Source organism: Chryseobacterium gotjawalense (genome assembly GCF_030012525.1).
Taxonomy (GTDB): domain Bacteria; phylum Bacteroidota; class Bacteroidia; order Flavobacteriales; family Weeksellaceae; genus Kaistella; species Kaistella gotjawalense.
This window is the reverse complement of sequence record NZ_CP124855.1, coordinates 109,621-124,730: the sequence shown is the minus strand read 5'-3', so window position 1 is coordinate 124,730 and position 15,110 is coordinate 109,621. Positions and strand designations below refer to the sequence as shown.

The window sequence follows — 15,110 nt, the reverse complement described above, 5'->3', positions numbered from 1 at the left end:
TTTTTATTTTTTAAATCCTATTGTAGGTCTGTCTGAAATTATGCTGTCTTCTCCTTCAATTTTTTTTCTAATTATTTCATATTTCTCTAATTCGAGTAAGGAGACGGAAGGTCTTGTTCTACTAATAACTTCTTCTAAAATTTTCATCGTTATTTTTGACTTGGCTTTTAATGCAAATCGTGATGCTTCATCCACAATTAAATCTTTGATATCAGAAGAAACGTAATTTTCAGTTAATTTTGCCAGTAATTCATAATCAAGCCCCAAATCAATAGGACGCGATTTTAAATACATTTCGAACATAGCCATTCTTGCTTCAAAATCAGGCGGTGATAAATAAACTTTTTTATCTAATCTTCCTGCCCTCAATAGTGCAGCATCAATTTTATCTGGATAATTGGTTGCACATAATACAAAAATTCCTTTTTCACCTGTTCTGTCCATTTCAGCCAGCATTGCTTCTACGGCATTTTTTGACATTTCGTGCGCATCACTATCTCGGCTTGGGAATAAACCACTAATTTCTTCTATGAAAATAATTGTAGGAGCATTCTTTTCTGCTTCCTGAAATAATTTTGAGATATTCTCTTCCGTGGCATTAACATAACGGCTTTTTAATGTGCCGGGATTTACATGTACATAATTGAAACCCACTTCTTCTGCAAAATGTTTAGCAAAAAAGGTTTTCCCACAACCTGGAGGACCATATAAAAGCATCCCGTTAGGTATAGTTACGCCGTATTTTGCATATTCTTCCGAATTATGTAGAGCATCTATTACATCTAATTGCAACTGTGCCTTTAATGCAGACATTCCTGCTATCGCTGAAAAACCTTTGCCTTTTTTCTTTTCTTTCTCATAAGATTTCTGCGCCTTTTCTTCAGGTACAGAAAGTTCAACCTCCAAGTCTCCATTTAGAATCTTCAAAAATTCATTGACCGACTTAAACCTGTTTTCTGATTTTGGTTGTAAAGCTTTCGAAATAATTAATTTGGTATGTCCGTCAATATGTTCTGGAAACTTTAGTGGCTTTTGTCTTTGTTCCAAAATAGATTCTTCGAGCTGTATTTTATCAGATTTATATTTTGAAATTTCTATAAAATATGGTGGTAATCCCGTCACCAAATGGTAATACAACGCTCCAACTGAAAAAATATCACTTTGAACCGAGAAAACCTTATTTAAGGTTTCATTTGCCGTGTAAAACAAATTCAATCCCTCTTTCAAAAAATCTTTATTCGACTGCGTTAAGAATCTGGAATAACCGAAATCAATAATTTTCGGAATCTCAACTTTCCCCGAAAGATCCAGCATGATGTTTTGGATTGTAATATCGTTATGAATAACAGAATTTGGTAGAGTGTGCAAGTAATTCAAGCCGTTTAAAACGCTCAAAACAATGTTTTTTGCTTCATAAGAAGTTAATTTCTCTTCTCTTTTCATTTTATCAGCCAAAGTCTCGCCGCTAATAAAATCTAAAACTACATAAGCAAATTTCTGATTGTCAATCATTGTATAACCACTTGCATTGTATTTAGCAATATTGGGATGACTGATTTTTTTTAAGATTTCAATTTCAAGTAGATCTCCACTCTCTGTAAATTGTGTACGGTGTAATTTTGCAAAATCAAACAATTTCAGAAATTTAATTTCTTTCGCTTCATTTTGAACACGGTATGTTTCCGCATAAGTTCCTTTCTTCAGAAAAAAACTTACTGAATATTTATCGTCAATTATTTGACCTTTTGTTAATGTAGATATTTTACTATTCATACGATTTTAACTCGGAATTTATTTCGATTAATTTTGAAGAGCTATTTTCTTCTTGCAAAACATTATATAAAATCTGGAATTTTTCTGAAGAAATTTTCTTCTCTAATGCTAAATCAAATAGTAAATTTTCTATTTGACTTGCTGATATTATCTCTGCAACTTCAGGTATAAATACATAATTATCTTCGTTCTTGTAAAGTTTAAGATTCAAGATTTGGGATAATAAAGCAGTACCTAATTTAGGATCTTTCAATTTGAGCACTTCCTCTAATTGAGTTCTTATCTTATTGACAACTTTAAAAATGTTTTCATTTCCCAAATCGCTGTTAGCTTTCTCTAAACGGTGGAATTCTTCTTTCAGTTCTTTTTCTAATTTCTGCCATTCTGTGGTTTCACTTAATTCATCAATTTTTTTGAATGTTTTTCTAAGATTTGTCAACACTTCTTGTTTACCATCAATATCGCTTTTATTGTTTTCAAATTTCTTTTCTAATTCAAGAATTTCATTTTCAACTTTCTCAACCTTGTCAGCGGAAACATTATCATCTTTCAATTCCTCGATTGCTCCTTTTGCTTTGCGTATTTCATTGGAAAGCCAAGGAGTTTCGATCGATGAAACAGTTCTTTCTACACTCACTTCATAAGAATAATCTAAATAAGGAAAGTATGCGTTAACTGTAATTTTTTCGGATCTATCAATAGTTACTGTTAAATCTACATCACTATTCTCAGGTAATAATGAAGGTAAATCTACCCCAGAAATTCTTATATCAGTAATATGCTCATTGTATATTGCTCTGGTTCCTTCCGCATTGTGTTCGCCTTCGTAAATTGGAATCCTGATAAAATCAGATGATATTCCGGGACGAATTGGCTTGTCTGTTTTTATACCATTTTTGTTACCTACAGCAGGCAATGATTGATTTTTTTCTAAACCTTGAATTGTAGAAAAAATAATTTTACCAGAATCTTGTTTTTTAATTTCAATACCAATATTATAAGCAAGAGTTGCACTTCCAATTCTAGGACCTTGTATTATAGTAAATTCGTTTGGTTCACTTTCCAACATATTTCCTTTGTCGTTATATAATGTAACTTGAAAAGAATTAGACTTACCTACCAGAAGTTGAGTCTCTATTACTTCATCAATGTCATTAATTTCAACCTTACCACTCGACCATGTATTGTCACATCTTGTAATTTCAGCAAACACTTTTTCGGGAATAGTTCCTTCTGTTTTACCAGTCAGAATTTTTAGTGTCACGAATTCTTCCATTTCTACGGTGGAAGCTTCATGTCCAATTTCAAGTTGGATTTTAGATCGATCTCTTGTCTGTTCTGCAACTTCTTCCGAAACGGTAACAGTTGAAGCATATAAAGCCGCACCTTTAGAAACTACAGTCATCGGATCAACAGTGGTGTCAGGTTTACAAATTTGATCTTCCAACATTTTTCGCAATACAGGAGAAAAAGTAGGCCCACCAACTAGAATTAGTGAATCTAAAGATGAACCTTTAAGATTATTACGCTCCAATAATTTTTTAGAAACATCAATAGATTTTTGAAAAACCGGTCCAAGAGCCCGCTTCATATCATTTTGAGTGACTGTAATATCCAACTCAAACTCTTCACCTTCATCATCTTCACCATATTCATCATATAAATTCGTAAGTATAGGATATTCATCTTTATAGGACAATTGGTTTTTAGCATCTTCTGCCAAAGGTTTCCACATTTCTTTGAATGCGTTTATTTTTTTTACATCATTTAGAATCGAATCGATAGAATAATTTTCCTGCAAATACGGTAAGATGATTTCATCCACGATTGCTAAATCCAGATTTTTACCACCTAAATAACTATCACCCTCGGTATCAGCCACTTTCATAATTCCGTCTTCGACTTTAAGTAGAGCAGCATCAAATGTTCCTCCTCCAAAATCGAATACTAACCAATAACCATCTTTCTTTTTAGAATCGAGACCATAAGCCATAGCAGCGGCAACTGGTTCCTGCAGTAATTCAATCTGTTGCAAACCCGCCAACTTTGCAGCTTCCCTTATTGCTTCTTGTTGGTTATTCTTAAAATTGGATGGTACCGTAATCACCGCACTTCTAACCCATTTATCTTTTACAAAAGAAATTAAATACTTGAAAATTTCTGCGACTAACTCTTCAGATTTAAAAGATTTATCTGCGTTAGAACTAAAGTACAACTTATCTGTACCAATCGTTCTTCTAAATCCAATAAAAGAATTTGAAGAGCTTTCATCACTTTTCATTGACGAGAGCTGATCTCTTTTTAAAGCATTATATGCGCTATCACCAACTTGTAGTGCTTTCTTCTTATTGATGTAAACACACATTGGAATAGAGTCTTTAAGTGTATCAGATTTAATAATCATGACTTCTCCATCTACCACTTGGGCAATAGATGCAGAACTTGAACCTAAATGTATGCCTATATCTATATGCACTGTTATTACTTAAATTAAAAGTTAACCAATTTCACGAACTATTCAGTTATAAAGCCTCATCCGAATTACTTGGTCTAGTGCTGAAGTTTCCATCCCGTTGTAAAATCAACTGATACTCAAGTACATTATTACTAAGCGATTGAGGATCGTCTTTACCAAAGTTTTCTTCAGCAATAAAACCGCCTTTTATTTCTCCATTTTTCATGGCTTTTTCTGGATTCCAGCCTTTCCCGTAATAAAAGAAAGCCTGATAAACACCGTTAGGAAATGAAAAAGTATAATTGCCACCTGCACGAATAAATGCATGACGAACTACTTTATCATTTTTCTTTATGGTAACTATAACATCAGAATTACTGGTCTGAACTTTTATTTGAGAACAGCCGTAAGAACTACAAGATGAATTCCCACCGAAATACTTTGAATAAGGCGTCGCGCCGGTTTGTAAGGAATTATTAATATACTTATCATGCAATTCCTGTTCAAGTCCTTCTTTTTCCAGTTGTGCTTCTTTTTCAAGACGACTTGCTTCTGCCACTTTTTCCTGCTCGATACGCACTTGCTCTAAACGTAAATTTTCATTTTTGGTTTCTTCGGCATTTTTTTTCACCAGTTCTATACGGTCTTTTTCCTCGATCACTAACCGATTTTTTTTATCGGTTTCAGATTCACAGGAAATGAGTAGCGATAAAGCAAAGAACATAGATAATACTATTTTTTTCATATTCATCATTTAAAGGTTAACCCACCAAAACCGTATCGTCTCCACTAGGTTTTTGTTCATCTGGAAGCAAATCAAATAATTCCATAACAATAGGATGTAATTCATCTGTTGTCGGATTATTCCCGATTACCTGTAATCCTTCATTAATTAACTGTCTTGCGCGATGGGTGTTCTTCCAACTATAAGAATCAAACTGCTGGTTGTGTCCTCTGATTATATTAATAAGCTGATAAATTAAAGTAATCTTAATAAAAATGCTATTTATCTCATCTAACAAAGCAGCTCCTAATTTAGGATCTTGGGATTTGAGTACTTCATCCAATTGAGTTCGTACCTGATTTACAATTTCGGTAGTTTGATCATTTCCAAAATCGGCATTGGCTTTCTCTAAACGGTAAAATTCTTCTTTCAGTTCTTCTTCTAATTTCGGCCACTCTGTAGTTTCACTTAATTCATCAATTTTTTTGAGTGTTTTTCTAAGATTTGTTAAAACTTCTTGTTTACCATCAACATCATTCTTATTGTTTTCAAATTTCTTTTCTAATTCAAGAATTTCATTTTCAAGTTTTTGAACCTTGTCAGTAGTAACATTATCCTCTTTCAATTCTTCGATTGTACCTTTTGCTTTGCGTAGTTCATTGGCAAGCCAAGTAGTTGCAGTTGATTGAACCTTATCTGTCGGAACTTTTATTTCTTCTGTATGATCAAGATATGGAAAAAATGCTTGAATTGTAACTTCTTGCGATTTATCAATATTAACCGTTAAATCTACATCACTGTTTTCAGGTAATAATGCTGGCAAATCATTCCCACTAATAATAATATCATAAACATGTTCATTATAGATTGCTCTAGTACCTTCTGATTTATGTTCTCCTTGATAAAGGGGAATTTTTATAAAGTCAGATTCCATACCAGGACGAATCTGCTTTTGAGTCTTTAGATTATTTTTTGTCCCAGTTACTGGTAATGATTTATTTTTCTCTAATCCTTGAACTTGAGAAAATACTATTTTTCCTGTTGTTCTTTGTTTTAGTTCAATACCGAAGTTGTATGGAAGTGTTTGCATTGAACCAATTCCTCCTAGTCCTTGAATTATAGTAAATGTTTTAGGTTCGCTTTCAATAATATTACCATTATTATCATATAATGTGACTTCGAAACCATTGGTTTTACCTTCTAGCAGATTCGCTTCAATCACTTCGCCGATTTCATTAATTTCAATTTGACCGCTTGCCCAAGCTTTGTCGCTTCTGGTAATTTCAGCAAAAACTTTTTCGGGAATTATGCCTTCTGTTTTTTCAACTAAAATTTTCAGCGTCACAAATTCTTCCATTTCTACCGTGGTAGATTCATGTCCAATTTCAATCTGAATTTTTGATCGATCTCTTGTCTGTTCTGCAACTTCTTCCGAAACGGTAACGGTTGAAGCATATAAAGCAGCACCTTTAGAAACCACAGTCATTGGATCTACAGTGGTGTCGGGTTTGCAAATTTGGTCTTCCAACATTTTTCGCAATACGGGAGAAAATGTTGGGCCACCAACTAAAATTAATGAGTCCAAAGACGAACCTTGTAAATTATTTCTTTCTAATAGTCTTTTGGAAATCTCTAAAGCTTTTTGGAAAACAGGAGATAACACTTTTTCTAATTCGGATTGTGATACTGTTAAGTCAATTTCGATTTCTTCTCCATCATCATCTGTACCAGAACCTTCTTCTTTATATAAATTGAATTCAGTATTGAATGATAATTCATTTTTCAATTCCTCTGCAAAAGGTTTTAATGCGTCACGATAATTTGCCTTTTTGTTATCATCACTCAAAATATTATCAATTGTATAATTCTTTTGGATATGTGGAATAATTATTTCGTCTACAACTGCTAAATCTAAATTTTTTCCACCCAAATAATTATCTCCTTCTGTATCTGCAACTTTCATAATACCATCTTCAACTTTTAGTAGAGCAGCATCAAATGTTCCGCCTCCAAAATCAAAAACCAGCCAAAACCCATCTTTCTTTTTTGAGTCCAGTCCATAAGCCATAGCAGCCGCGACTGGTTCTTGTAAAACTTCTGTATGTTCAAACCCTGCTAGTTTTGCTGCTCTTCTCGTGGCATCAATTTGATTATTTTTGAATGCTGCTGGAACAGTTATAACAACCGCATTTACATTTTCGTCTGTTACAAAGGATTTAAGCGTTTTTAAAACTTCTGCGGATAATTCTTCAGAACTCAAATCTTTTGCAATATTTGAACTGAAATATTTTTTATCGGTTCCCATTGTTCTTTTGAACTCGATAAAGGCGTTTGGTTCAATATCTTTAGATAGGCTTGCTTCTTGGTCACTACGGTAAACAGCAAATGCTTTTTTTCCTGCTAAAACTCCTTTTTTGTTATATGCAATACAAGATGGCATAGTATCATCTTGACCATTTATTTTTATGATTTTTGCTTCTCCATTCTCCATTCTAGAGATCCCTGAATTTGTTGTTCCTAAGTCTATACCGTAATCTATTTTAGTTCTTGCCATTATAATGTTTTTTAATATTTTAGTTTTGTGAAACATCAACTTGTGCTCGTTGAATGAGAACACCGTTGAAATTCACTTGTGGTTTAATAACCGCCGTAATAACTTTTTTTCCATCTACCAAATTTTCATCTGTCACGAAATTGATTACGTCAATATTCATTCTTTCATCATAATCTTTATATATAAGATTGACCATTTCATAACCGTTTGAAGCAAAATTTGCTTGTATTCTTTCAATACCTTTTACCAGTGATTTTAATCCTTTGATATCTTCATCCATTTTTGAAATATTTTTTTGCATTCTTACAATTTCATCTGCAACTTTCAAAGCTAATGAATGATCGATTTCTGTTGGGTGCTGGATTGTGCTTAGAGTTTCTTTTGTTTCCTGCTTCAGTTTTAATTGTGTTTCCAAGACTTCTACCAACTTATTGTCTAATTTGACACCTTCTTCTTCTAAAGATATTTTAGTATTTTTAATCTGTGTCTCCACATCAATTTTACTGCTTTGGATTCGTTTTCCAAGAAGCCAGTATAGAATACCTCCTAAAAGTAATGTCAGTAATGTTGCTATAATCCAATATAAACGGCTTTGATTTACATTCTTATCCAGTTTGGCAATTCCATCTTTGCTTGTGCTTTCACTTTGCTGAATTTTCGATCCTAAATCTTCTGCTATTTTATTAATATTATTGGCATTAGTTTCCGTAACCGTTTTTAAACTGTCAATCTGATTTTTTTGATTTCCTACTTTTAAAGAAAGATTTGTTAGTTCTCTCTTTTGCTTGGCAATTACAGATTGTTGATTATTAATACTTTGCTTTAAAACAGTAATGTCCTGCTGTTGCGTTTGTAATTCTTTTTTTTGATTTTGTGCAAAAATTATTGTTGCAGAAAAGAGAATGGGTATGAGTAGAGTTTTTTTCATTTATTCATTAATATTTTTCGTGCTTTATTAATTTTAGTTTGCACATCATTGACTTCTTTTTCTTTAGCTTCTGGCATTCTAAATAATTTAAATTTTTTGACTTCCAATAATTCGTCTTCCAACATTGATAAATTTCTTTTTAGTGCAGTTTTCTTTCCTGGAGACCAATCAACCTGATAAGTTTTTGTGTATACATTGTAATGATCTACATATATTTCTATTTTATGTTCTCCAACTTGAGCAGTGCATTCTGTTGCATTTCCCCAACCCCCAAGGTCTATAGTATTGGTTTCTGAAGTTATTGTTATTTCATTACAACTTGTGTAGCCTTGTGGAGAGGACTTAGAACTATTGCTGTACTTTCCTTCGGGATTTATATATTTTTTATATAAGGTAACTTTTTTATTTATTAAAGGTTTTAATTTTAACTTTAATCCTATATACCTAATATTTTCTATATAAAATGGGCTATTAATTATATTGGATTTAGAATCAGTATTTGTCACATCTGCCGACAAAATCTCAAAATATAATTTCGGAGGAATTCTTTTATACTTATCAATTATCATTGATATTGTAGAACTCTTTAAAGTGTTTTCTTTAATCCAATTTAATAATTCCCACAATTCATTTTTAGATTCGGTATTATCACAATGCTTGATTTTCTTTAATTTATTATCGGGTAAAATCTCAGTTAATAAATCATTTACAGTTTCCCAATTAATAGAGTTTTTAATATTAGCCTCTACTGCAACCCAATTTATAGTTTTATGACCCATTTTTATAAGAATGTCATTATCCTGCATTTGTTTTACTTGCTGTCTAATTTCTCTTTCATTTTCTTCAAATGAATCTTTAACGGATTGTAAGACTTGAATTGCATGAGAAAGTTCACGATCTTTCATGTCTTCAAGCGTATCCATATTGTCTTTAATTCTGTCTTTTGTTAATTTATTGACAGCTATGTTTTGGGCCATGGTAGCTAATGACATAGCTTCTTGTAAATAATCGGTGTCTATTTCTTGTTCTGTACTTTCATTAAAATAATCAATTGAGCACTGCAGTAATTCTTTTGCAAGTTTGTCCGAAATCATCTTATATTTAAGATCACTTATACCTAAAATTGATTTTAATTGGGATAAATCATTTCCAGTATTTTCAAACAAATCAGATCCGAAGCGGTAGGCGTTGATTTTGTTAGAAGCTCTTTTTTTCTTGGACTGCTCAATTTGTGTTTCAATTCTATGCAAAGGTTCTTCAGTGAATTTACCTGAAAGATAATTTTTCACAGAAGGATTACCATCAAACAATGCAATTTTGTCGGAAGTCGAATATTTACCGTTAATTTGTTTTAGTAAATCATCAATTAAAAACTGAACCTGCTTCTCTGAATCAATTGTATACATTTCATCTGCGACTGAATGAACAAAATCTTGGAAGTGATCTGATTCTATCAGTTTTATTTTATGCTCGATTCCCTGCTTTAATTTATCTTCAGATCCCTCTAAAAAATAAAGAGTCCCAATATTATTAAAAGCGGAAAAATTTCTAGAACTAATCTCCTTTCCTTCCGTAATTTTCTCCCAAATTTCAATTGCTTTTTCCTTATTACCATTTATTAAATGCTGGATGGCAGTTTCATCAATTGGATTAAGATTAGTAAACCAAAAAAGCGAATGGTCTATTATATTTTTATGTTGTTCTATTTCAGAAAAAGCCGTATTTATAACTTCTTCGCTACGTGCAACAGGTTCTAGAAATTCAAAATCATATTCGGAAGAAATTTCTTTTCCAACTCTAGCATACGCCTGAATTTTACCTCTGCGGCTTTGAATTTCTTTCGCGGATGAATTGGCAACTATCCCAATTACACGAAATGGATTGTTATTTATTTTTTGCATTTTTTTATACTAGGAGTCTGTTTAAATTTTATTCAATAAAAATTATGTGGCGGATAATTTGGCTATATTTTCAAAGGTTTCCATTATTAGTTCATAATTTCTACACAATCTTCTGTCATTATCAAACCATGAAATTGTACGCTCAATAATCCATCTTTTGCAGGTGGGCTGAAAACCAGTTTTCTTCTCATCACTTCTCATTACAGGTTATACAAAATGACATTCCATATTTCCCGCAGATCATATTTTCTTTCTCTATGATCAAATTCTAAAGTCTTTTTTATAGATTGCTATTGATTGCCAGAAACGTTTGTGGAGTAATTTTTCATTGTACCTTAATAACCAAAAGGTTATGAGAATAATCAATATAATCGACTAACAATCAGTTTTTATAAGTTGTTTTTGTATTTAAAGTATGCCCATAAACTTTTTTCCCTATTTAATTTTAAAAGTCATTTGCTATTTTTTTCTAAAAGTATAACAATTTACTTAAACACAATTACGGTTTTCCGTAATCAGCAATAAAATCAGCTTAAAATTTCATTAATTTCATTAAAATAGGTATTTTATCAATCCTATCCTAAATGATCTAGATTCTTAAAAGTTGCACAATTCTGTTAAATTTTTCTGGATAAATTTAAAATTTTCAGAATACACCCCTGATAACAAGTTAGAGGAGGTCCCAAACATTTAGCATTGAAAAATCATTTGTTAAACGCTTTAAAATGTGCGTGCGTCTTTATTTTGATAACTGATTGAGGATTTGGAAGGCACTTTGTTTACACCTCAATGATTGAGATTTCCAGCAGAGGATCTAAGACCATTACTACTATCGCGTACTGACTGTCTTTTTGCAAATTGGCAGAAAAGCACCGCAACTAAATGATTCCAACTATTAAAACCTTTATTGTGTTGATTGGTTTCTCTGCGTTTTATAATTTTAATGCTATTGGGAATAGCATGGGGAAACCATAATGGAAACACTACTTATTACAAAAATTCAAACAATGTAGGAATCCAAACCAGCACTCATACAGAAGGCCTTGACCCGGGAACAGAAACCGACGGTGGCGATGGTACTGGTGGGCCTCATGGACCAATTGGCGGGAATACAGGACAGACTCCACCTACTCCATAACCATAATAACACATTTATGAAGAGGCAGATACCGGATATCTGCCTTTTTTCATTATTTTGCATGAAAAATTGAATATGTTCAGAATGATATTAATTCTAATCTTTTTTACTTTCTATTCCTGTAAAAAACAGGATCCTGTAAATAAAAATCCTGCAGTCAACAGTAAGAATCACGACAAAGCTAATTTATTTAGAGGGGAGAAGCTTTCCGATTCTGCATTTTATTATTACAGCATAGCAAAAGATGAATATTTACTGAATAATGATTCTGTAAAAGCCGCACAGGCTTCTATCAATATGGCAATAATACAGTGTGATAACGGAGATTATTTTGGAAGTATTGAAACCTCGCTGGAAGCCGACACGCTGTTGGTTAATAAAAATGACAGTATTTCTAAAGGCTTTTTAGCGGCAAATTATAATAATCTTGCCATTGCATCAACTAAACTTAGAAACTTTGATCATGCTGAGAATTTTTATAAACTGGCTTTAAAATTTGTCACCCATCCCGAAAATAAATATGTGTATTATAATAATATTGGGGATGTATTAATAATGAGAGGGGACTTTAAAAATGCCCTTCGGAATTTGGAAGTTGCACTTCAGGTTAAAGACAGCATCAATTATGCAAGAGCTTTAAACAATTGGGCTTATGCAAAACATTTTAGTGACAACACTTTTAATCCTGTACCCTATTACCATAAAGCCTTAAAAATCAGACTGAAAGACGGTAACAGACATGGTTTAAATTCAAGCTATATCAATCTGTGTGATTACTATGCCGATAAAGATCCTGCAGTCTCCTTACAGTTTGCAAAACAAATGAAACAGGCGGCGGTAGAAGCCAATAGTACTCCGGATGTTCTGGAGGCCATTAAGAGAATCATTATTTTGGATAAAAATAATTACCTTGACAATTTTCAGACGTACAATACCCTCAGTGCCGAAATTCAATTAAAAAGCAGCAAAGCCAAAAATCAATTTGCTCTGATCCGGTATGGGGTAGAAAAAAGCAAAGCCGAAAACAGTATTCTGAAAGTTGAAAAACTGGAATCTCAAAAGAAACTGATGTATCTGGCGATGATCGCGGCAGGACTGATAATTACAATGATAACTGTGATAATGTCTTCTAAGAAAAGAAGGAAAAGACTGCAGCAGGAAAAAGACCTGGAAGTAAAAAAAACGGAGTTAAAATACTCGAAAAAAGTGCATGACGTGGTGGCCAACGGGATCTATCAGCTGATGACCAAATTAGAAAACAATCTGGAGATCAGCAGAGATGAAACCCTTGATGATTTGGAATACGTCTACGATAGATCCCGGAATATATCGTATGAAGGTATTGAGGTACACGACAGCCCGGAAATTTTCAGTGAAAAAATCAGAAAATTAATAGGGTATTTTAATACCCACAACGTACAGACAGTTATTGCAGGAAATGACCCATCGATTTGGGAAGGGGTCAGTCACATCAAAAAAGGGGAAGTCTATCAAATATTGAGAGAACTGCTTGTTAACATGAAAAAACACAGTCATGCAGATCGGGTAACGTTACGATTTGAAAGAATGGAAGACAGGATTACGGTAGCCTACAGAGATACAGGAATAGGAATAAAAAAAGAAACTATTTTTAAAAATGGAATGCGGAATGTGGAATCCCGTATTGTAAATCTGCAGGGAGTGATTATTTTTGACACTGAAACAGAAAAAGGATTAAAAATAGATTTCTCCTTTTCTGGCTTATAAATAAAAATGCTATGTTTAAAAAAGTTTTAATCGCCGAAGATCACGAAATCCAAAACCTTTCCTTACAGAGAACACTTCATGATCTGAATATCCCTACAGTAGACTACGTACACTATTGTGATGATGCCATGGCCAAGGTCGGGAAAAGCATCAGGGACCATTCACCCTACGATCTTGTGATTACAGATCTCCATTTTGACACCGATCATAGGGAACAGAAATTAAAAGACGGTAAAGAAATGGTCAGCGCAATTCGTGCGGTTCTTCCCTCCATTAAAATAATTGTCTTTTCTGCAGAACAGAAATCAGGGATTATTGATGGTTTATTCAAAGAGAATGGCATTAACGGTTATGTGCGAAAAGCCAGAAACGATGCTAAAGAACTCAAAAAGGCAATCGATGCAGTATTTGCCGGTAAAAATTATCTTGCCCTGGACATAAAACATGAAGTAAAAAAACTAAACAGCTATGAATTTACTTCCTATGACATTACTTTGGTCTCACTTCTTTCCAAAGGGGTGATACAGAAAAACATCCCTACCTATCTCGTGACTAATGATATCAAACCTAACAGCCTTAGCAGTGTTGAAAAAAGACTGAGTATTCTAAAAGAGGAATTGAAAATTAATAATAATGAACAGCTGATTGCATTCTGTAAAGATTTAGGGGTAATTTAAAACAGAATGGGGTACATCAAATCACAGCCACTTTCAATTTTTCATAGAAAGTGGCTTTTTTACGGATATTTTCAATATTCTTTATCGAAAATCTCTTAAAATAATTTTGATGAAAAAGATGGGCTAAAATAATTGTAGCAATAAGACACTATCTGAATTGATATTCCGTTAATCTCCCATCTTTTCTGAAATAGAGGCAATTAACGCTAAAATATTTTCAGTGATGGTATAAGGTGGTTTCATCCGTTATTTACTATTTTTATAATACGGTCGGGTGCAATCTCGTAAACTCGAATTCATTCGTGATATTATCATTTGATAGTATCAAAGATAGTAATTGATGGTATTAAATCAATACAGTTTTCAAACACCCCTGTGATAAATAGTATCATTTAAAACTACTTGAAGCAGTCGATCAGTTTTATTTTTGCATCAAATAGAGGCAAATAGCTCAACGATAAATATCCCGGTTTTGAAGATTTGTAATCTGTGACTTTAACTCAGCAACCAAATTGATCCACCGTGATTCCAACTGTTAAAACCTTTATTGTGTTGACCGGTTTCTCTGTATTTTACAATTTTATTGAATTTAGAACGGTCTAATCTTTCAATGATTTGCGAAAACAAGGTTATTTGCCATGAGAGGGAGAGGTTCTGTTGGGCAACTCAAAGATCCCTCTAGATACTAAACCTGACCCTCTTTTTTCACCTTTATTCACAACGTTGTGGACGCTGTTGATTTTAAACAAAGTATATATACACAACACCCAGAATTTGTAATTGAAAAAACGGCGGGGATTCCATGATGACGATCCATGGATTTTTGGGAATTTTTAAAAAGAATTCCGGAACAAAGGAGAAATCGTTGCGATGACAGGAGACGGAGTAAACGATGCACAGGATTTAGCGCAGACTGAGGTGGGTATTGCGGTAGGTTTCGGAACAGATGTTGCCGCTGAAAACTACAGACATTATTCCGGTGAACAGTGACCCGGGTGCCGTTGCAAAAATGATTGACTTGGAAAAGAAAAACTACCGCAAAAATTACCCAAAACCTCGCATGGGCAGTGGGTTACAGCGTCCTGACAATTCGGTTAGCGGCCGGTATTCTATATCCCTCATTTTTGCTGAGTCCAGCGATGGGCGCCGTGCTGATGAGTGCCGGTACCATTGTAGCACCACTGAACACAAGTTTATTAAAAATTAAATAACTA

At 33.3% G+C, this 15,110-nt stretch carries 11 protein-coding genes and 1 pseudogene; 4 read left to right on the top strand and 8 right to left on the bottom strand.

What is annotated here, in order from left to right; genetic code table 11:
- Positions 1–3: 3 nt before the first annotated feature.
- From QGN23_RS00535 to QGN23_RS00500, 7 genes are all read right to left on the bottom strand, one after another.
- Positions 4–1,773: an AAA family ATPase gene (locus QGN23_RS00535; RefSeq protein ID WP_282905107.1), complete on the bottom strand. Its 1,770-nt coding sequence runs from the start codon at positions 1,771–1,773 to the stop codon at positions 4–6.
- Positions 1,766–4,249, bottom strand: coding sequence for an Hsp70 family protein (locus QGN23_RS00530; protein WP_282905106.1), 2,484 nt, complete (start codon positions 4,247–4,249; stop codon positions 1,766–1,768). Before QGN23_RS00530 ends, QGN23_RS00535 begins: the two co-directional genes overlap by 8 nt.
- A gap of 46 nt (positions 4,250–4,295) precedes the next feature.
- Complete coding sequence (locus QGN23_RS00525) at positions 4,296–4,973, bottom strand: hypothetical protein (protein WP_282905105.1); 678 nt, start codon at positions 4,971–4,973, stop codon at positions 4,296–4,298.
- Positions 4,974–4,989: 16 nt separating this feature from the next.
- Entirely contained in the window at positions 4,990–7,506 is a 2,517-nt protein-coding gene (locus QGN23_RS00520) for an Hsp70 family protein (RefSeq protein ID WP_282905104.1), read from the bottom strand.
- A gap of 19 nt (positions 7,507–7,525) precedes the next feature.
- The gene (locus QGN23_RS00515) at positions 7,526–8,434 is read right to left on the bottom strand and encodes a hypothetical protein (RefSeq protein WP_282905103.1); all 909 of its coding nucleotides are present in this window, start codon (positions 8,432–8,434) and stop codon (positions 7,526–7,528) included.
- The gene (locus tag QGN23_RS00510; RefSeq protein ID WP_282905102.1) at positions 8,431–10,335 is read right to left on the bottom strand and encodes a hypothetical protein; all 1,905 of its coding nucleotides are present in this window, start codon (positions 10,333–10,335) and stop codon (positions 8,431–8,433) included. The genes QGN23_RS00515 and QGN23_RS00510 overlap by 4 nt, the downstream gene beginning before the upstream one ends.
- Before the next feature lie 786 nt (positions 10,336–11,121).
- A complete protein-coding gene (locus QGN23_RS00500; RefSeq protein WP_282905100.1) occupies positions 11,122–11,319 on the bottom strand; it encodes a DUF4372 domain-containing protein in 198 nt (65 codons plus the stop codon).
- Between QGN23_RS00500 and QGN23_RS00495 the strand changes: the two genes are divergently transcribed.
- From QGN23_RS00495 to QGN23_RS00485, 3 genes are all read left to right on the top strand, one after another.
- Positions 11,279–11,473 carry a hypothetical protein gene (locus QGN23_RS00495; RefSeq protein WP_282906426.1) on the top strand — a complete coding sequence of 65 codons (195 nt, stop codon included), beginning with the start codon at positions 11,279–11,281 and terminating at the stop codon, positions 11,471–11,473. The two genes, QGN23_RS00500 and QGN23_RS00495, sit on opposite strands and share 41 nt — an antisense overlap.
- 84 nt (positions 11,474–11,557) lie before the next feature.
- Positions 11,558–13,219, top strand: coding sequence for a tetratricopeptide repeat-containing sensor histidine kinase (locus QGN23_RS00490; protein ID WP_282905099.1), 1,662 nt, complete (start codon positions 11,558–11,560; stop codon positions 13,217–13,219).
- Positions 13,220–13,230: 11 nt separating this feature from the next.
- Positions 13,231–13,896 carry a response regulator gene (locus QGN23_RS00485; protein WP_133440140.1) on the top strand — a complete coding sequence of 222 codons (666 nt, stop codon included), beginning with the start codon at positions 13,231–13,233 and terminating at the stop codon, positions 13,894–13,896.
- A 495-nt stretch (positions 13,897–14,391) separates the two neighbouring features.
- On the opposite strand, the gene QGN23_RS00480 is transcribed toward QGN23_RS00485, so the two are convergent.
- A complete protein-coding gene (locus QGN23_RS00480) occupies positions 14,392–14,523 on the bottom strand; it encodes a DUF4372 domain-containing protein (protein ID WP_282905098.1) in 132 nt (43 codons plus the stop codon).
- A gap of 210 nt (positions 14,524–14,733) precedes the next feature.
- Between QGN23_RS00480 and QGN23_RS00475 the strand changes: the two are divergent.
- Positions 14,734–15,107, top strand: a pseudogene (locus QGN23_RS00475) (heavy metal translocating P-type ATPase); the annotation flags it as partial.
- Positions 15,108–15,110 lie beyond the last annotated feature (3 nt).